Here is an 18,687-nt window from a genome sequence, read left to right on the forward strand (position 1 = left end):
TATTCGGAACTTTGGGGCAGGTCAGTCACGCGATACTCACCCGTGCGCCACTAGATCCGAAGATCCCGTTCGACTTGCATGTCTTAAGCACGCCGCCAGCGTTCACCCTGAGCCAGGATCAAACTCTCCATAAAATGGTCTAGCACTGAAATCAGAGATTTCAGATGTTAGTGTGTTTGGTCCAAGCTTTCGCTTGGCTGCCCCCTTCCGTAGAAGCGGGTCTGCTTTGAAGTCCACAGGCCAAAGCCCGTGTCTTCTGTTTTCGTGAATCTGGAGCCACTTCCCATTGGAAGCGCCGTTCACCCGCCTCTGTCGAAGCGGTCCTGTCATCATTATCAACACCAGATTTTCATGCGTCCCAGTGGGCCTTTTTCTCCGAAGAGCTTGGGGTTTTCCACTCGCCTGTTTAACGGGCGAAGGGAACTATATCCCTGGAAGGCACATCTGTCAACACCTGCACCCGCTGATTTTGCCAGCGTTTGAAGATCGGCCCAGGGAGGAAAAGGCCGACAACGGGATTCGGGTAGCCAAGCAAAGGTTCGTGCAGGCCGTGAGACGCGTGCTAGCCTGACTCCATGCGGTTGAACGTGGTGTTTTTTGCCCACCTGCGGCGGGAAATCGGGACTGAGCAACTGGCGCTGGACGCCCCCGATGGAGCCGATGTGCGGGCGGTGGCCTCCCTGATCGAGGCGCAGCATGGTCTGAGCCTGAAAGGATGCATGGTGGCGGTGAACGAGAACTACGCCACGCCGGACCACGCCCTGAAAGACGGGGACGAGGTGGCCTTTCTGCCCCCGGTGGCGGGCGGGAGCGGCGATTCGGCCACCCACTGCGAGATGACCGATCAGCCCCTGCTGCTTCAGACGGCGGACGCTTTTCTGGTGCGGCCCGGCTGCGGCGCGCAGGCTTATTTCGTGGGTACGGTCCGCAGCCCGAATAAGGGGAAGGAAGTCGAATACATCGATTACGAGGGCTACGCGCCGATGGCCCGCAAGGTAATGCAGGGCGCGGCAGATGCAGCGCGCGAAAAGCACGGCGAGTTGCGGATCTGGATTCAGCACCGCACTGGCCGCCTGTTGCCGGGCGAGGCGAGCATCCTGATCGGCGTGGCCAGCCCGCACCGCCGGGCCGCACTGGAAGCCTGCGATTTTCTGATCGAATACCTGAAGGTGGAGATCCCCGTCTGGAAACATGAGACTGACGACGACGGACAGCATTGGGTGGACGGCCACTCTGAACATCCGGCCCTCTGAGCTTGCACTTCTAAACTTCCACTTCAAATTGCTACTTGGAATTGCGCTGCGCCTGGGTCTCCAGAAAATAGGCCGAGGGACCGTGTTCGCGGGCGTGCGCCTCGAAGCTGAGGTAATAGCGGCTGGCCAGGCCAATCATCAGGACCACCACCGCGCCCAGCGCCAGCAGGGGCCACAGGCCGGGCGGCCCGGACACCAGACCGTTGAAGGCAAAGTGCAGCGTCATGCTCAGCAACACGCCGCGCACGATCCAGCCCCGCACCGAATCCAGCGGCGATCTTCCAACGCCTGGGCCTCTGACCTGCTGCCAATGCAGGCCGCCCAGCGCGTAACCCTGCGGAGCGCTGAACAACGCGTGGGCCAGCGTGGTCACCAGCGCGTGCCAGGTGGCGGCCCCGGTGCCGAAGCCCAGCGTATAGGTCACGTTTTCCATCAGGGCGAAGCCCAGTGCGGCGGTTACCGCGTAGACCAGTCCGTCCATCGGCTCGTCGAAGGACAGCTCGGTAATGGCTGTGGTGGCCGCCACAAATTTGCTGCCTTCTTCGATCACGGCGGTCAGCAACGCCACCAGAAGCAGGGCCAGAGGCAGCGGGGAATCCAGAATGTTGCCCAGACTGGCCTCGAACGCCGCCGAGACCAGCCACGCGAACATGCCCCAGGCAAAGGTGCGGGCCAGCAGCTTTGGCGGCTCGGGGTGGCGGTCCCGGCGCACAAAGAACCACAGCCACCACAGCGTCACGCCCACAGAAGCCAGCAGGGACAGGGTCAGCGCGGCGGCAGCGGGCACTGGCCGGGGCGCTTAAGCGCGGGCCAGCCGGGCGGCGGCAGCCTGCATCGGCTGGTGGGCCAGATGGGTCAGTGCCAGCGCCAGCGCGTCCGCCGCGTGGTTGTTGAACAGTTCGCGCACGCCCAGCGACGCCTTGACCATGTAGATGACCTGTTCCTTGTCGGCGCGGCCCGATCCCACCAGCGACTTCTTGACCTGCATGGGGCCGTAGGAATGCACCGGTACCCCCGCCTGAGCGCAGGCCAGTTGCACCACGCCGAACGCCTGCCCCACCTTAAAGGCCACGTCTGCCTGACGGCGCAGAATCTGGTCCTCGATGGCGACGGCCTCCGGCTGGTACGTTTCGATCAGGCGGCTGACCTCGCTGTGGATGTAGGCCAGGCGGCGCGGCATCACCCAGGCGCTCTCGGTGGTGATGCAGACGTGATGAAGATGTCTGGCCTTGCGAACATTCCCGTCCACCAGACCGAGGCCCAGGTTGGCGAGGCCGGGATCAATGCCGAGGACGATCATGCGTCCAGCATACGGGAAAATGGTCTGCTGCAACGAAAAGGGCCGCAGGCACGGGATTTCCCCGGCTGCGGCCCCAGCGTGGGCCGCTTAGCGGCGGCTCTTGGGATCGAAGGCGTCGCGCAGGCCGTCGCCCAGAAAGTTGAAGGCCAGCACGGTGAACAGGATCGCCAGCCCAGGGTAGAACGGCAGCCAGGGATAGCTGAGAACGACCTCCTGCGCGTTGCTGAGCATGTTGCCCCAGGTCGAGACAGGCGGCTGGATGCCGAAGCCCAGGAAACTCAGGGCGGCCTCGCCCAGAATCGCCCCGGCCACGTCGATGGTGGCGCTGACCACGATGATGCCCAGCATGTTGGGGGCCAGATGCCGCCACATCACGCGGTTGTTGGTTGCGCCCAGCGCGCGGGCCGCGTCCACGTATTCCAGGTTCTTGAGGCGCAGCACCTCGCCGCGCACCAGCCGGGCCGTGCCCATCCAGCCGAAGAGGGCAAAGATGGAAATGATGATCACCACGCTGGCCGAGGGACCGAGGTTCTCCCGCAGGGTGATGACGAACGGCGCGTCGCTGCTGATCAGCAGGCCGGACAGCACCAGAATCAGGGGCAACGTGGGCAGGCTGAGCATGAACTCGATGAAGCGGCTGATCACCGCATCGGTCAGGCCACCGAAAAAGCCCGCCACCAGACCGGCCAGGGTCCCCAGCAATGAGCTGATCAGCGCCACTGAGAAGCCGACCACCAGACTGATGCGGCTGCCGTAGATCACGCGGGACAGCACGTCCCGGCCCAGCTCATCCTGACCCAGCGGGTAAGTGGAACTGGGCGGGGCGTAGAAGCCGCCGAGGTCCTGGGTATTGGGATCGTGCGGGGCGATCAGTGGGGCACACAGGGCCGCCAGCACCACGATGACGATGAACGCCAGACTGATCATGGCCGCCTTGTGCCGCCGCAGACGCCGCATGGACATCTGGAGGGCGGAATAACTCTTCTCGGCGGGCGGGGCGGGAGCAGTGATTGTCATAGGGGGGCCACCTTCACGGCTGGAATCTCAGGGCACGGCTGGAATTTCAGGGCTGGGAGCCTCACGAGTAGCGAATCCGGGGATCGACCAGGGCGTAGGCCAGATCCGCAAGCAACTGGAACACCACCGTCAGGATGGACAGGATCATCAGGCAGAGCATCACCACGTTGAAGTCCTTGCTGACCAGCGAGTCCAGCAGCGCGCGGCCCATGCCCGGCCACGAGAACACGGTCTCGGTCAGCACTGCGCCGCCGAACAGCCCCGGAATGGACAGACCCATGATCGTCACGATGGGAATCAGGGCGTTTCGCAGGGCGTGCTTGAAGATCACCGAGCGGTTGGGCAGCCCCTTGGCCTTGGCGGTCCGCACGAAATCCTGCCCGATCACCTCCAGAAAGCTGGCCCGCATGAAGCGGCTGGTAGACGCAATCTCGCGGAACATCAGGATGGACAGCGGCAGGATCAGGTATTTCAGGCGGTCCAGCCAGAACGGCCAGAAGCCGTCCTCGGGCGTCAGGTTGCCCAGGCCGCCGGGGGGCAGCGCGATAACCCCACCCGTGACCTGCGGCAGCCACACCGCGAACAGATACAGCGCCATCACGCCGATCCAGAAGACGGGCGCGCTGAAAGCCACGAAGCTCAGGAAGGTCAGGATGTTGTCCGTCAGACTGTACTGCCGGATGGCCGAGTAGATGCCCAGCGGCACGGCGATCAAGGTGCTGATGATCAGGGCTGGAACGGTCAGCAGCAGGGTGTTGGGCAGGCGCTGCGTGAAGATGAACTGCGTGGCCGGGATACCGAAGTCACGCGAGTAGCCGAATTCACCCTGAAAGGCGCGCAGCAGCCACGACACGTACCGCTGGGGCCACGGAATGTTCAGGCCGTACGCCTCACGCAGCCGGGCGATGTCCTCGGGGGTGATACGCGGGTTGCCGAAGATCAGTTGATCCACCGGGTCACCGGGTTGCAGAGCGGTCAGCGCAAAGATGACCAGACTGATCAGCAGCAGCAGCGGAATCATCTGCAAAATCCGGCGCAGGGCGTAGGTTGCCATAGGGGGGACCGTCCTTTAGGAAAGCGTGGAGCGCAGGGCATACAGATGAGGGAGAGGAAGGCCAGTGTGCGGCGCATCCTCTCCCCCATGCGGAGTTCAGGCGGTGTGCGCCCCGTTCCCCCGATCTACTCTTTCTGCTTGTGCGCTGACACTGCGCCCTTGCTGGTCCAGCCCACGCGGTAGGCGTCCCAGGTGGGGTACAGCGTGTAGGCGCTGAAGTCGTAGTTGGCCAGCCCGTTGGCCTGGATGTACGGGTTGACGCGGTAGTACAGCGGCAGCGACGGCACGTTCTTGGCCCAGATACTCTGCATCTGGTCAAAGAGCTTGTTGCGCGCGGCGGGGGTGAACTCGGTCTGGGCCTGGACCTGCAACTTGTCGTATTCGGCATTGATCCAGCCGGAGTTGTTCTGGCCCGAGTACCCGTTGGCCTCAGTGGGCACGCCCGAACCCTTGAACAGGTCGCCTTCCTCGAAAATAGGGTTGCTGATCCAGGCGTACATGGCCAGGTCCCACTTGCCTTCCGCGCCCTTGGACAGGAAGTCCGGGCCGAAGAACACGCTGGAGGGGTAGTTCTGAATGTTGACCTGCACGCCCACGACCTTCCACTGCGCCTGCAAGATCTGCTGAACGCGCTCGCGCACGCTGTTGCCCGCCGTGGTGCTGAAGGTCAGGTTGAACTTCTTGCCGCCCTTTTGCAGGATGCCGTCGCTGCCGGGCTTCCAGCCTGCGGCGGCGAAAAGCGCCTTGGCCTTGGTGGCATCAAAGGGATACGCCTGCACGTCTTTCTTGTACACGGTGGCCAATGGGTTGATAAACACGTTGGATACCGGCTGCTTGCCCTGGAACAGGGCCTTGACCAGACTGGCGCGGTCAATGGCGTACAGCAGCGCCTGACGGACATTGGGATCGTCCAGATCCAAGTCCTTGGCCTTCTGGCCGCGCGTGTTGATGTCGATGTGTTCCCACACCGAGCCGGGCACGAAGGAGGTGGTGAACTTGCGCTGACCACGCTGAAGATCGATGGCCTGATCGAAGGACAGTCCCACAGTCGCCAGTGCGTCCACCTGCCCCGACAGCACGTTGACCTTGAGGGTGTTGGTGTTGGGAATAAAGCGGTAGGTCACGGTCTGCACGTACTTGCTCTCGCCGCCGGAGGGCTTGCGCCAGTAGTTGGTGTTGCGGGTCATGGTCAGGCTGTTGCCGGGCCGCCACGCGGTGGGCTTGAACGGCCCAGCCACCACTTTGGGCAGGTTGTTGGAGGTGGTGAACTGGTTGAGGAACTTGATCCACTGCTCGTTCACGGCGTCACTGGGCTTCTGGCCCTTGGTGGCCGTATCGAACGCGGTCCAGGCGGCCTTCATGGAGGCGGAGGGAGCCAGACCGGGCGCGCCGGCCTGTTCGGCGAACAGATACGGCGGCTCGAAGGTGATGGTAAAGGACTTGGTGTTCGCCCCGCGCGTGATCTTGGCGTTCTCGAAGGGGTAGCGGTCCGGGACCGGGACACGGTCATCGTTTTGCACCATCAGCCAGAACTCGAAGTCGGCCACGGTGATGGGCGAGCCGTCGCTCCACCTCGCGTCGGGACGGATGGTGTAGGTCAGGCTGTTGCGGGTGACCTTGCCACTGGCGTCCTTGACCACCTTGTAGCCGCCGTTCGCCACCGACGGCACGGTAGTGGCCATGTCGGCGAACAGCTTGCCGTCGTTGTCCAGGCCGGTCAGGGCCGCGCCCATCCAGTTGTTGATCTCACTGGTGATCGCCAGGTTGTTGGTGACCCAGGGATCGTAGATATTCGGCGGTTCCTGCGAAGTGCCGACCACCAGGCTGTTGTTGGACGGACCTGCCAGGGCAGGGGTCACCACCGCAGGGAGCAGCAAAAGGGCGGATAGGGTCAGGATCTTCTTCATGGACAATTCTTTCATGAACGCCTCCAGAAATCTTGAACGGGCCAATCACGGCCCCAAGCTGTGTAGATGAGCGTCAGTATAGGGCCAGGTGAAGACGTGTCAAGCGTCACGTATGCAATTTGGCAAGGCAAATCGCAGATCTGCTGACCGCCCGAAGCGGATATTCAGGCATCTGACGTTCGCCCCCACCGTTTTTCAGAACAGGCAGCACAGGCAAACGGAACGCCACTGAACACACAAGAAAAGACCGGAACATAAATTTCCGGTCTCTGGCGGCTTGAATTTTAAACTTGAATCTTGAAGTTAAAGAAGACGGTGCGGCCTAGTGGCTGCCACATCCGCTGCTGCCCTCGCCATCAGGAGACTGGCTGCTGTCGGTGCGGAAGGAATGGCCGCAGCCGCAGGAGCTGGTGGCGTTGGGATTGTTGACCGTGAAGCCGCCGCCCATCATGTTCTCCACGAAGTCCACCTCACTGCCTTGCAGCAGCGACAGGCTCATGTGGTCCACCAGGAGCTTGACGCCCCGGTCATGCACAATGGTATCGCCCTCTAATTCACGGTCGTCGATGGCCATGCCGTACTGGTAGCCGCTACAGCCACCGCTTTTGATGAACACGCGCACGCCTGCATTTTCCTTGCCGCTCTGGCCGATGATGCCCAGGGCCTTCTGCGCGCCATATTCGCTGATGGTCATGGGCTTTTCGGCCATGTCACCGTGGGTTTCAGAGTGAGAGATCGCGGTCATGCGTGAATCCTAACACCATTGGGCCAATAAAAAGGTGCCCGGAAGGCAAAGTGAGCAGGTCACAAGGCGAGGTCAGAAAGCGTGCTGCACCGCCCTGGCTCCTGGGATTCATCCTGTTCGATCCACCACACCGCTTACATTCCTTGAGTGTGGTCATGTTAAGATGGATCCCATGACGAACCCCTACGCCGAGTGGTTCGAGCAGCTCAGGGCCGAGTACAATGAGCAGCTCGGGGCCATGCCACTGCCCGAAGGCTTACCCGAACATCTGCGGCAACTGATCCAGAACCATGACGAGGAAGCCATCCAATTCATGATCAAACTGGCCTGGCAGTTCGGCGCGCAGGTGGGTTATGCCGCTGGCAGCCGTGAGGGCGGCGAGCAGCCCGCCGTGGTCAGGCCGAGCAACCGAGTTCAGGCCTAAACACCTCTTCTCAGTTTCCAGCTCCCCTTAATTTCCAGCCGCCTCCGATTGGGGCGGTTTTTTCATGGCTCCATAAGGATTCCGCCCGTTTCGTCAACAAACTGGCATCCAGAATTTGTTCTGACCCTTCTCGCTCTGTTTCGCAGCTTTGTAAATCGGCTCATATGTCCGTCGGTTTTGCAGACGATTCAACTGGAGTCCGCATCAGTGCCCGTTCGGACGTGGCGCTGCCCAGCAGCCGATTTCCGCGCTGCCCCGGATCAGGCCCAGGGCAGCCAGTTCAATCAGAACAGCCTGGGCAAAAGCCTGAACGACTTCGGGATGCGCGTCTTGCAGGTCTGACGATTCAAGGCCGAGGCGGCGGGCCTGCTGGGCCAGATGGTGGGCGAGTGATTCCATCTGGACAGCATAAACACGCAAGACAGAAAAACACACAGCATAAAAGAAACCGCCCCGGCATAGGGCCGGAGCGGTGTTCAGGAGGCGTGAATCAGTCGTCGGCAGCGGCAGCGTGGGCCATCGACTCGCGCTCGTCGGCTTCACGCAGGGAGCGGATACCGCGCACGATGCCGATGGTGGCGAAGTAGGTCACCGCAGGCACCAGGAAGATCAGGATCCACAGCACGGTGTTGGCGTTGGCGGTGGTCAGAACGCCCGCGCTGATCAGGTCTGGCTTGTACCCGGCAACCGACATGACCATCAGCAGCATCATGAACGAGGTACCAATCGCCAGCCGCACCGGGTGGTTGGTGGGGTTCTCGGCGTAGTAGTTGTTGTCCTTGCTGCGGTCCAGCATGGGGACGGCGAACATCGCGGCGATCACCACGGTGGGCAGCAGGATCGCGCCCACGAACTCGGCACCGATGATGCCGCCGAACAGCACGATCTCGAAGCTGGGGATGATCGCCAGCGCCCCGAAGACCCACAGCAGGTACCAGTCGGGCTTGATGTTCTCAATCGGAGTGGTGCTGGGCGGCCCGAAGAATTCGACGGGGTGAACCGGAATAAACGCGCTGAACAGCAGGATGATCCCGGCAAACAGCAGGGTCAGCATCAGCATGATCGGGGTCTGCTGGGTCAGCAGCGGCACACCGACGATCTTCTTGTAGGCGATGCGCTTGGCGTACTGCGGCTGGGTGTGCTTCTGCTTGATCATGATCAGCATGTGCGCGCCGGTCAGGGCCAGCAGGATGCCGGGCAGCAGCATGATGTGGTAGCCGTAGATGCGCGGGATGATGCCGTCGCCGGGGAAGTTCCCTGCAAAGGCGGCCTGTGCCAGCCAGCTTCCGACCCACGGGACCGACGCCGCGATGCCGTAGACCACCTTGACGGTGTTGTAGGCGTAGTTGTCATAGGGCAGGATGTAGCCGGTTACGGCGGTCAGGGCCGTGAAGATCAGCAGCAACATGCCGATCCACCAGTTGATCTCGCGGGGCTTCTTGAACGCGCCCGTGAAGTAGATCCGCATCATGTGGATCACGGCGGCGGCCACCATGATGTTGGCGGTCCAGTGGTGGATTCGCCGGAGCATGTCGCCGAAGGGCATGGCATTGATCTTGAGGGCCGAGTGGTAGGCCGCCGGAATCAGGTTCTGCTTGTCGGCGGTGCCGGGATCGAACGAGTTGATCACCAGGCTGTTGCTGGGTTCGTAGGACAGCGCCAGCACGATACCGGTAATGATCAGGATGATCAGGCTGAACAACGTGATTTCACCCAGGAAGAAGCTGTGGTGAACGGGGAATGCTTTGCGCAGAAACTTGTCGTTCAGGCGCGAGATGTGCAGGCGTTCGTCGAGCCACTGGTTCATGCGCGGTTCTCCTTGTGCTGCTCAGAGGGGCTGGGCTTCATGCGAGCTGCGCCTTGACGGCTTCCTTGCGGGCTTCCCATTCGGTTTCGGTGAAGGGATAGGGGTTTTCGAGGAAAAATCCTGCCACGACCAGATTGTCGCCGTCCTGCCTGATCGGCAACTGTGCCAATGCACGCGGAGGTGGGCCGCCCACCACGATGCAGCCGCGCTTGGGGTCGTACTGCCCGGAGTGACAGGGGCATTTCATCTGGCCCTCGGTCTGATCGTCGTCAGACACCGAGCAGCCCGCGTGGGTGCAGATATCACTGTAGGCCACGATCTCGCCGTCGATGGTGGCATCCAGGTGGGTCGGCTCCACAAGCTCGCCCTTGGCGAAGCGGTACAGGGCCACCACATTGTTGGGGTCACCCTTGCGGATCAGGTTATTGCCTTCCTTGTCCTTGCCCATCGGCCAGGCGCGAATTAACTGCTCGCTGAGTTCGCTGGCCTTGATGATCTCGCCTTCCTTGCTGGCCGAGGCGTGGACCAGAATGTCTCCCTCAACGGGGGGCATCTTGTCGCGGGTCAGGCGGAACACCGGGTTAGCAGTGCCCAGCACGCCCACCAGACTGACAATGCCCACGGTGGCGGTGGTGCCCATGGCCGCGTTGATAAAGCGGCGGCGGGTCAATTCGGGATCTTGTTTGCGGTAACGGGTCATGGTTCAAACCTCACTGGAAAAAATGATTGGGGGCAATTTGACGTGGCCTTACCAGGGGAATTCGCCGCTGGCGTCTTCTACCAGCACCTCGCCGTCCATGAAGAACTTCTTGTACAGGCCGATGGCCACGGCCAGCAGCAGCAGGATCATGGCCGCGTAGAACCCTTCAGCAGTCACGTTGGGCATCACGGGTTCACTGGCTCCCCAGCCCGCGTAATCGATGACCATCTGACGGGCGAACAGCACACTGAACAGCAGGGTCAGGCCCAGGGTTGTGACCATGCTGAGCATGGCAATCGGCGTGGAACGCACCTTGTGAATGCCGGGGTGCAACTCGGTGCCCTCGGTCCACACGCTGTACAGCCCGATCAGGCCGTAGGTCAGCAGCACCATGATGAAGGTGGCCAGGAAGATTTCCGGGAGCTTGATGTCCTCGGGAACAAAGCGGCTGCGGTTCTTGAGGACCGCCGGGTCGATCTTGGTCTGGCCCTCGGCCACGGTGGCCGGGGTCAGCAGTTCGGGAATCTTGTTGCCCCAACTGTTCAGGACATAGTTGGCGACGGCGTAGATCTCGTTTTCCTTGAGCTGCTCACCGTAAGCGGGCATGGCACCCTTGCCGTTGACCAGGATGTTATGAACGTAGGCGGGGTCTTGCAAGATCTTCTCGTCGCCGGCCAGCGCCGGTCCCACGCCGCCCTGACCCTGAGCACCGTGACAGCCCACGCAACCCGCCGAGGCATAGAGCGATTTGCCGATGGTGGGGTATTCCTTGCTGATGTTCGCCACGATGGCCGGATCAACGGTAACGGGTTCCGGGGCAGTTTCCTTGTTGAACAGGAACAGCAATAGAATCCACATGATGGCCGCACATACGATGGCGACCCAGGGCATTACAGCGTCGTTTCTCTCCACGTTCCCTCTCCCTCACACACGAAATGGTCTGCTTGCCTTCTGCTGGGCTGGGGCGCAACCATTTGGGGGCTTGTGCCGAAATTCCTGAAAATGAGCGTATCGGCGGCCAGCATAGCATGTGCGCCGAGACCGTCTCAGCAGCACTCCATACCGTCTACAGCGTACTTTAGCGCTGGTCGCCTGCGACACTTCGGCAATGCTTATCATGCGCCTGACCGGGCGGTTAAATGTCCCCGTCACTGTGGACTTTTCCAAGCGCCGAGAGCAGCGGCCACAGCGCCCTAGAGAGCAGATTCACGTCATGGTTGCCGGGCAGTTCGCGGCGGTCCATACCGCCCTCTGAAAGCAGAGCGATCACCAACGGGCGCGGGGTATACAACACGCCCACGTCATGATGCACGCCGCCGAGTTCGCCGCTCTTGCTGGCAAGGCGGTACAGGTGTTCGCCGTTTTCCGCGCGCGGCAGTCCCCGCCCGATCAGGTCGCGGTATTGCTGACGCTCCAGAATGTCCAGCGCCAGCGCCGTGTGCGCCGCGTCCAGCAGGTCACCCCGCACCAGACGGCCCAGGATATCGGTCTGTTCCCTGGCCGTGGTGCGGTTGCGTTCGCCCCGGAGTTGCGCGGCATTGCGTTGCTCGGGCGGCAGTTGCAGTTTGCCCACTAGGCGCGTGTCGGTCCACCCGTGCGCGTTTAGCCAGCCATTGACCGCATCCATACCCAACTGTTCAATCACCAGATTGGTGGCGGTGTTGTCGCTGACAACGATCATCAGGGTCAGCACGTCGCGCCAGCTCAGCGCCAGCCCCGACCCCAGCTCGTGCAGCACGCCCGCGCCGGGTACGCGGTCCGCCGCCTGCAACGTCACCCGGCCTTCCAGATCCAGCCGCCCCGCCTGTGCCCACTCCAGCGCCAGGATCAGGAGCGGCACTTTGATGGTGCTGGCCGCCGGAAAGACACGCTCCGGGTTCAGGGCGAACAGTTCGCGGCCCAGTACATCACAGACGCGCAGGCCCACCTCTCCCACATAGCCCTGCGCGCGAAGATCGGAGAGGAAGGGAGACGTCATGACAATAAATTTAGCAGGGCCGGGGATCGCCGCTATTCCGGTAGATGCAGTCCGGCCAGCGCGGCAAACGGGTGGGGGGTACCCACCGGGCGCAGGGTGCAGAACGGCGGGCCACCCTCCGGTTCGACGCGGTGTGGGCAGGACAGGCATTCGGGAAACGCCTGTTCGGTGTAGGCCAGATCGGCTTCTGAACTGTTCAGCACCCATTCTCGCTTGCAGCCAGCGCGGAAGGTCACCGGGCCATCCCCTCCCCCATTCCCCCTACGTTCAGTCAAGGTTGGCGATACCCTCGCGGATGGCGTACAGGGCGGCCTGGGTGCGGTTGTTGAGTTGCAACTTGGTAAAGATCTCCGAGAGGCGGTTGCGGACCGTCTTCTCGCTGATGTCCAGACGCAGGGCAATGTCCTGGTTGGAAAAGCCCTGGGCCAGCAGTTTCAGGATCATGGTCTCGCGCTCGTTGAGGTCCGCGTGCTTCTCGCTGGGCAATTCCTCGCGCTTGTCGCGGAAGTCGTCGAGGACGTTCTGGGCCATGTCGGCGTCCAGCAGCGCCTCGCCCCCAGCCACCCGCTTGATGGCGTCCAGCAGCGTGGTGGCGTCGGCGTCCTTGAGGATGTAACCGCGCGCTCCAGCCTTGACCGCCTCAAACACATAACGGTCCTGACGGTACATGGTGATCATGATCACCTTGGCGTTGGGATCGATTTCCAAGATGCTCTGGGTGGCCTTGACGCCGTCCAGTTCGGGCATCTGAATGTCCATCAGGATCACGTCGGGGTGGGTGTCCGCCGCGTAACGAATGGCCTCGCGCCCGTTGGCGGCCTCTCCGATCACGCGCATGCCCTCAGACTCCAGCAGGCTGCGCAGGCCCTGGCGAAACAGCGCGTGGTCATCCACCAGCAGGACTCGGATCGTAGACATGGACGGCAGTTTAGAGCAGCCCGCAGGTCAGATGAGGAAGGGGGCCTACCTTTGGCCGCTGCCTGCTGTGGGTCAGGGAGAGCCAGACCGCGTGAAAGCAACGCCGCTCCGACAGCACTGGGCACGGCGGAAGTTGCGGGTTGCGCCCGATACCTGGGACCGCACTGCGCTCTGAAAACAATCTGTAAGGACTGCCCCGCTACACTGCTGGGCGTGATGACCTGGTTTGACGCCCTGCTGGTGACCCTGTTGGCCGTGATGACCGCGCTGGGGGCGCGGCGCGGCCTGGCCGGACTGGCCTGGGGAGGGCTGGGCGTGACCATCTGTTTTCTGGTGGCCTCGCTGGGCGGCCCCATCGTGACCACCGTTGCGGCGCTGCTGCTGAGCCTGGGCTGCGCCGTGATCATCGTGCGCCTGCTGCCCCACTCGGCAGAGCAGCCCTGGCACTTGCTGGCCGGGGGGGTGGGCGGTCTGGCGCTGGGCGGCGTGCTGATCGCCACCGTGGCACTGGGCTTTCCGCTGGACGTGCGGGTGACCCCTGCCGGGACCACGGGCGTCTATCCCTCGGCCAACATGCCCCCCGCGCTGTATGAGGCGGTGCGGAACTCGGCCCTCCAGAACAGTCTGCGCGGGGTGTGGGGCGGCAACGTGGCCCTGCGGACGCTGCTGATTCCTGATCAGACCCGGCGGCAATAGCCCTTTTTTGCACAGCGCTATTCCGCCAGCGGCGCGGGCGTTTCCGGGCGGGCCTCTCCCCCACTGCGCTGGCTGAGAACCGTGCTGCCCACCACCAGCAGTCCCCCCAGTGCGCCGCGCAGGCCCACCCGCTCGCCGATTAAGAGGAAGCTGAACAGGGTGGCCGTCACGGGTTCCAGGGCGTAGATCAGGCTGGCCTCGGCGGCGCTGACAGTTCGTTGGCCCACCGTTTGCAGCAAGGTGGTCAGGGCGGTGGCGACGATGCCCAGGTACAGCAGCGGCCCCCAGGCGGCGGCAGGGGGCCAGCCGATCCCACCGGACAGCGCGGCCCATCCCCACGCCAGCAGAGTCACTGCTGCAAGCTGCGCCAGCGTGAACGGCAACGCCGCGTGCCGGTTCGACAACCGCTCCAGCGTGATGATAAAGCCCGCGTAGGTCACGGCGCAGGCCAGCGCCCAGGCGTCGCCGGTGACCCACGCGCCGCCCTCCCAGGACAGCAGCCCCAGCCCCAGCACCGCCAGCGGCAGCGCGGCCAGCAGAGGCCACGGCATCCTGCGCCGCTGCGCGAAGACCAGCCACAGCGGCACCAGCACCACGCTCAGAGCCGTGAAAAAGGCTGCCCGGTTGGCGGTGGTCGTTTGCAGCGCGATGGTCTGGGTGCCGTAGCCCGCGATCAGCCACGCGCCCAGCAGCAGGCCGTCTCGCCACAGGCCGTCCTTCCACGAAAAACGCGGCAGGGCGGCGGGTACGGGTTGATCCGCCCGCCGTCGCCGCAGGCCCCAGCCCCGGATCAGCAGGGTGGGCAGCAGCGCCAGAAAACCGATCAGGAAACGCCACGCGATCAACTGGGCGGGGGGCAGCAGCTCGCCCAATGTTTTCACCACAGCGAAGGTGCTGCCCCACACCGCCGTGACCAAGATTAAGAGAAGAACGCCGCGCAAACGGGGAGACACGCCCGCGATTGTACGGGGATGGACAGGAAAATGCGCCGCCCCTGGGTTGAGTGGGCGGCGCAGATGCAGGGGATGTGGCTCTGGGTTAGGGCACCCTGGCCTGGAAGCAGACGGTGCCTTTGCTGTTGGCCGCCACAGTTGGCAACGTCAGGGTCATGACGCCGGGGCGCTGGGGGCTGCCGGTAGGATCGCCGGGATTCGTCACAGGCACAGTGCTGAGTGTCCCCACATCGTCACCGCTCTTGCTGGTTAGGGTTGGCGTCACGGTGTTGCTGTTGACATCATTTACAGCCAGCGCCACGCCCACCGCGTATTTCAGACCCAGTGGGTCACCCGTGCCACCTGTACCGCTCGTGCCGTAAGCGGGCAGTTGTGCCACCATTCCCACCGGCACGTAATCTGTGAGGCTAAAGTTGCTAGCCACGCCGCCCGTGTTGCTGTAAACGATGCAGTATTCCACTGTCTCACCGGGCTTCACGCCGATGCTACCCGCACTGCCGATGAACGGCTGAGATGGCGAGACGCTGATGTTGCGCCCCAGCTTCAGCAGGGTAATGCTGGGCGGCTTGTTATTCACGAAAGTGCAGGTGATGTCGCTTCCGGCTGCTGTGGCCGCCGCATTCAACGTCAGGACGTTGCCGCTCAGTGTGGCTGTGCCGCCGCTTCCCATACCGCTACAGGTGGCCGAGGCCAATACGTAGCCCGCCAACGGCGTTTCAGTGATGGTCGTGGCGGTGCTGGCTGCGCTCAGCGTCTGCTTTGTGCCTGCGCGGGCCGTTCCGTCAGTGGTGGTGGTAATGTTCTGACTTCCGAAGCCATTGCTTCCACTGAACGCAAAAGTCCCGACGCCGCCATTGCTGATTTTGCTGACCGTCAGGGTGGGTGCGGCGGGAAAAACGGTAATGGGTACTGTGGCCGTATCGCAGGCTGTACCGACGGCGCTGTCACACAACTGATAGGTAACGGTATAGGTGCCCGGAACTGTAGCAGGGGGGACGACAAGTTGCCCGTTGGCAACACTCAGGCCCGTGATGCCACCATTGCTGCTTACAGTCACAGCGCTGGTGGTGGTGGTGGCCGCCGCGCCGCCGTTGGTATCATTGCCAAGCACACTCACAGTGCCGCCGCTGCCAAAGGAAAAGGAAACAGCCAGATCGTTGATTGCGTTAATAATCCGGGTTTGAATGGCCGCACTGGTGTTGTTGCCTGTCGTGGCGTCAGTGATGCCATTCGGCACCGTCAGGCTGGCGGTGTTGCTCAACGTACCGTTGGCCGGAGCCGTGCCAGTAAGGGTATAGGTCAGGAAATTACCATCTGGTGTAGTGTTAGAGGGAGCAGTGTCTAATGCCAGATTGCCCGTGCCAACAGTGATGCTGGTGCCTGTAGAACTCTGAGTACCGCAAACGGCTGCACCTGTAGCTACACAGGTAATTCCAGTCACGGTAAATCCGCTGGGAATCACATCATCAACGCCTACACCGCTGACTGCGTTGGGTCCATTGTTCCAGACCCGAAGGATGTAGCTCATGGCCCTGGTAGAGCCAATGGCTACCGGGCCACTCTTGCTGATGGCAAGGTCGGCAACACACAGTGCCGTGGCCCGAACACCGGGCACATCACTTCCCGTGATCGTGAGCGTCTGCCCGCTCAAGCCTGGAGTGGATCCGAAAGCCGCTGGTGTTCCTGCCGTCGCTCCGTTTACACCTCCCGTCGCCGTAATGGTCGGCCCGGTGCCAGAAAGCGCCACGACACCGCCGCCGCCGCCGCCGCCAGGACCGTGCGGAACTGCGCCACCAGTATTGGTGCCGCCCTTGCCACCGTTCACATTGATGGTCAGGCTGGAGGGCAGCGCGCCCTGCGCCAACACCAGCACGCTGCCGCCCGCACCGCCGCCACCGCTACCGTCGTTGTCCACTGTATTGTTGGCGTCTGCGCCGCTGGCAGTAATGCTGCCGCTGCCACTGACCGTTCCCGCGCGGATCAGCACCAGACCACCGCCCACCGCACCACTGGACGCAAAGCCGCTGCCGGGCGTGCCGGTACCGTTATTCGTCGTGCCCGCGCCGCCACCGCCGCCCATGACCAGTCTGGTTGCGCTAGCTGTGACGGAAGCGCCGCCGTAGCCGCCACTGGCACGGTTGGTACTCCAGGTGTTGCCTCCGCGTCCGCCCGCGCCGCTGTTTGCGCCGCCCCCGCCGCCCGAGTTCTGGTCATTGGCCGCCGCATTGCCATCAGTCCCACCACCGCCTGCGTTACCGGGGGCACCCTGGCCACTGCTCCCTGACGGGTAGCCCTCCACGTTGGTGTTCAGCAGGCTTCCAGCGTTGTTGACAAAAGCGGGCGTACCCGCCACGCCTTCGCCCTTCTGAGCATGGGCATTGAGAGTAGACAGATTGCGGTAGTCGGTATTTGAGGCCGTGATCGCGCCCGCCAGTGACCGCCCTGCACCGCCCCGGAAGCCCAGGCCCGAAACGTTGATGACCCCGCCGCTCATGCCCAAGCTGCCCGAGACATCGATGGCCACGATGCCGCCCGTCGAACCGTTCCATGCAGATGCAGTCAGGGTGCCTCCCAGCGTGACACTGCTGTACTGCGGCACGCGAATAACCTGAAAGGTCTTCTGACCGTTGGTGTCAGAGTAGGGCGAGGCACTGTAACTATTGAGCAGGCCGCCGCCCGTGCCCAGGCCAGCCACCGTCACATTGCCTCCCGAAACGGCGGATTTGGCCACCACATACTCGTACTTGCCTGCGCCGATGCTGGTGATCCCTGAACCGTTCCCTGTGACGTTATTGGCCGTACCCGTTCCATCGCCGTAACGCTCGTCGTTACGGATATTCAAGGCGGCATCTTGCATCTGAATCACCAGCAGCAGATCACCTGTAGCAACGGCTGTCGAAGCCCCAGTAGGAGTACCAATGGAAATTGTGGTTGCTCCAGCACTCGCGTTGGCGCTGCCCGGATAGTAGGTGTTGACCACGCCGGTCAGGCCCGTCCCTACACCGTCCTTGCCTGGAGTGCCGCACAGGACACCCTGAGCCAGGGTACCCGACACGCCAGTCAGCAGCCCAAGCACCAGCCCATGTTGCAGAGGGCGGAGCCACTTCTTCAGGATGCGTGCTTCGAGCAGTCTCACTTCACGCCCCCAATCGTTTCATCCACAGTCAAATCCAGCCGCACGTAAGCTCCCTTTTTGGTGTATTGATTGCCGATGCCCTCGAAGCCCGCCAGGTTGTAACCGGCGGTCAGCCAGGTGCCCGGCAGGGCGCGCACGCTGGCTTCTAGGCCGTAACCTGCCTGCGTGGTCCCGGTGCTGGGCTGCGTCAGCACGCGGCCCCACGCGCCCACGCCGAAGCGCTCGCCGATGTACGCCGTGCCGCCAAGTGCGGCCTGCGCGGTGAAGCTGCCCGGATCGCTGAGCAGGGTGCGGGTATCCACACCGCCGCGCACGGCCCAGACGGGCTGGCGGTACTCGGCGCTCAGGTTGCCGCTCAGTTCTGGTTTATTGCCCGCCAGACTGCCGTTCACGTAGCGCAGGGTGCCCAGGCTGTTGAAGGCGCTGCCCCGGTAGGCGTAGCCCACGGCGGCGCGCAGGCCACCCTTGCCCGCACCGAATTCGGCCAGACTGTCGGCGCTGAGAGCGCGTTTATAAAGGGTCAGACCCGGTGGCAAGCTTGAGGTGTGAAACGCAAGCCTTACTCGTCGGACCTGACCCAAGCCCAGTTTAAGCGGCTCGAACCACTCCTCCCCTCTGCCAAGCCAGGAGGGCGGCCACGCACGGTCGATCTCTACGAGGTGCTGTGCGCGATCATGTACGTCTTGCAGGGCGGCATTGCCTGGAGAAACCTGCCGCATGACTTTCCAGCGTGGCAGACGGTGTATTCGTACTTTCGCCGTTTTGAAGCTGACGGTTCATGGGAGGCGATCAATCGCGT

At 62.9% G+C, this 18,687-nt stretch carries 20 protein-coding genes and 1 rRNA gene; 4 read left to right on the forward strand and 17 right to left on the reverse strand.

Features of this window, described 5'->3' with window-relative positions; translation table 11 throughout:
• Positions 1–134: ribosomal RNA gene (locus Q319_RS0117710) — 16S ribosomal RNA — on the reverse strand; the annotation flags it as partial.
• Between the two features lie 441 nt (positions 135–575).
• Here Q319_RS0117710 and moaD point away from each other — a divergent pair.
• Entirely contained in the window at positions 576–1,253 is a 678-nt protein-coding gene (gene moaD / locus Q319_RS0117715) for a molybdopterin converting factor subunit 1 (RefSeq protein WP_029483790.1), read from the forward strand.
• A gap of 31 nt (positions 1,254–1,284) precedes the next feature.
• Here moaD and Q319_RS0117720 read toward each other — a convergent pair whose 3' ends face one another.
• From Q319_RS0117720 to Q319_RS0117745, 6 genes are all read right to left on the reverse strand, one after another.
• The gene (locus Q319_RS0117720; RefSeq protein WP_245619339.1) at positions 1,285–2,040 is read right to left on the reverse strand and encodes a PrsW family intramembrane metalloprotease; all 756 of its coding nucleotides are present in this window, start codon (positions 2,038–2,040) and stop codon (positions 1,285–1,287) included.
• Positions 2,041–2,052: 12 nt separating this feature from the next.
• Positions 2,053–2,553, reverse strand: coding sequence for a crossover junction endodeoxyribonuclease RuvC (gene ruvC / locus Q319_RS0117725; protein WP_029483792.1), 501 nt, complete (start codon positions 2,551–2,553; stop codon positions 2,053–2,055).
• An 87-nt stretch (positions 2,554–2,640) separates the two neighbouring features.
• Positions 2,641–3,570, reverse strand: a complete 930-nt coding sequence (locus tag Q319_RS0117730) for an ABC transporter permease (RefSeq protein ID WP_029483793.1) — start codon at positions 3,568–3,570, stop codon at positions 2,641–2,643.
• Between the two features lie 61 nt (positions 3,571–3,631).
• Positions 3,632–4,624 (reverse strand): ABC transporter permease, encoded by a 993-nt coding sequence (locus Q319_RS0117735; protein ID WP_029483794.1) that lies wholly within the window; start codon positions 4,622–4,624, stop codon positions 3,632–3,634.
• A 125-nt stretch (positions 4,625–4,749) separates the two neighbouring features.
• A complete protein-coding gene (locus Q319_RS0117740) occupies positions 4,750–6,531 on the reverse strand; it encodes a peptide ABC transporter substrate-binding protein (protein ID WP_029483795.1) in 1,782 nt (593 codons plus the stop codon).
• Positions 6,532–6,853: 322 nt separating this feature from the next.
• A complete protein-coding gene (locus tag Q319_RS0117745; RefSeq protein WP_029483796.1) occupies positions 6,854–7,276 on the reverse strand; it encodes a HesB/IscA family protein in 423 nt (140 codons plus the stop codon).
• Between the two features lie 172 nt (positions 7,277–7,448).
• Between Q319_RS0117745 and Q319_RS0117750 the strand changes: the two genes are divergently transcribed.
• A complete protein-coding gene (locus tag Q319_RS0117750) occupies positions 7,449–7,700 on the forward strand; it encodes a hypothetical protein (RefSeq protein WP_029483797.1) in 252 nt (83 codons plus the stop codon).
• Between the two features lie 204 nt (positions 7,701–7,904).
• On the opposite strand, the gene Q319_RS0117755 is transcribed toward Q319_RS0117750, so the two are convergent.
• From Q319_RS0117755 to Q319_RS0117785, 7 genes are all read right to left on the reverse strand, one after another.
• Positions 7,905–8,099: a hypothetical protein gene (locus tag Q319_RS0117755; RefSeq protein ID WP_029483798.1), complete on the reverse strand. Its 195-nt coding sequence runs from the start codon at positions 8,097–8,099 to the stop codon at positions 7,905–7,907.
• Between the two features lie 91 nt (positions 8,100–8,190).
• The gene (locus Q319_RS0117760; RefSeq protein ID WP_029483799.1) at positions 8,191–9,507 is read right to left on the reverse strand and encodes a cytochrome b; all 1,317 of its coding nucleotides are present in this window, start codon (positions 9,505–9,507) and stop codon (positions 8,191–8,193) included.
• A 37-nt stretch (positions 9,508–9,544) separates the two neighbouring features.
• A complete protein-coding gene (locus tag Q319_RS0117765) occupies positions 9,545–10,207 on the reverse strand; it encodes a QcrA and Rieske domain-containing protein (RefSeq protein WP_029483800.1) in 663 nt (220 codons plus the stop codon).
• A gap of 48 nt (positions 10,208–10,255) precedes the next feature.
• Positions 10,256–11,098: a c-type cytochrome gene (locus Q319_RS0117770; RefSeq protein WP_081846138.1), complete on the reverse strand. Its 843-nt coding sequence runs from the start codon at positions 11,096–11,098 to the stop codon at positions 10,256–10,258.
• 244 nt (positions 11,099–11,342) lie between these two features.
• Positions 11,343–12,185: a serine hydrolase gene (locus tag Q319_RS0117775; protein ID WP_029483802.1), complete on the reverse strand. Its 843-nt coding sequence runs from the start codon at positions 12,183–12,185 to the stop codon at positions 11,343–11,345.
• Between the two features lie 32 nt (positions 12,186–12,217).
• Positions 12,218–12,421 (reverse strand): hypothetical protein, encoded by a 204-nt coding sequence (locus Q319_RS0117780; RefSeq protein ID WP_029483803.1) that lies wholly within the window; start codon positions 12,419–12,421, stop codon positions 12,218–12,220.
• A 31-nt stretch (positions 12,422–12,452) separates the two neighbouring features.
• On the reverse strand, positions 12,453–13,103 hold the full coding sequence (locus tag Q319_RS0117785) for a response regulator transcription factor (RefSeq protein WP_029483804.1): 651 nt from the start codon (positions 13,101–13,103) through the stop codon (positions 12,453–12,455).
• 216 nt (positions 13,104–13,319) lie between these two features.
• On the opposite strand from Q319_RS0117785, the gene Q319_RS0117790 reads away from it, so the two are divergent.
• Positions 13,320–13,799, forward strand: coding sequence for a hypothetical protein (locus Q319_RS0117790; RefSeq protein ID WP_029483805.1), 480 nt, complete (start codon positions 13,320–13,322; stop codon positions 13,797–13,799).
• Between the two features lie 17 nt (positions 13,800–13,816).
• On the opposite strand, the gene Q319_RS0117795 is transcribed toward Q319_RS0117790, so the two are convergent.
• From Q319_RS0117795 to Q319_RS0117805, 3 genes are all read right to left on the reverse strand, one after another.
• The gene (locus Q319_RS0117795; RefSeq protein WP_034415674.1) at positions 13,817–14,752 is read right to left on the reverse strand and encodes a DMT family transporter; all 936 of its coding nucleotides are present in this window, start codon (positions 14,750–14,752) and stop codon (positions 13,817–13,819) included.
• An 85-nt stretch (positions 14,753–14,837) separates the two neighbouring features.
• The gene (locus tag Q319_RS25740; RefSeq protein WP_051655524.1) at positions 14,838–17,888 is read right to left on the reverse strand and encodes a beta strand repeat-containing protein; all 3,051 of its coding nucleotides are present in this window, start codon (positions 17,886–17,888) and stop codon (positions 14,838–14,840) included.
• Positions 17,885–18,424 (reverse strand): hypothetical protein, encoded by a 540-nt coding sequence (locus Q319_RS0117805; protein ID WP_029483808.1) that lies wholly within the window; start codon positions 18,422–18,424, stop codon positions 17,885–17,887. The genes Q319_RS25740 and Q319_RS0117805 overlap by 4 nt, the downstream gene beginning before the upstream one ends.
• A gap of 9 nt (positions 18,425–18,433) precedes the next feature.
• Between Q319_RS0117805 and Q319_RS26420 the strand changes: the two genes are divergently transcribed.
• A partial coding sequence (locus Q319_RS26420) for a transposase (RefSeq protein WP_156039434.1) occupies positions 18,434–18,687 on the forward strand: 254 nt, incomplete at its 3' end.

Source organism: Deinococcus marmoris DSM 12784 (assembly GCF_000701405.1).
In the GTDB taxonomy this organism is placed as follows: domain Bacteria; phylum Deinococcota; class Deinococci; order Deinococcales; family Deinococcaceae; genus Deinococcus; species Deinococcus marmoris.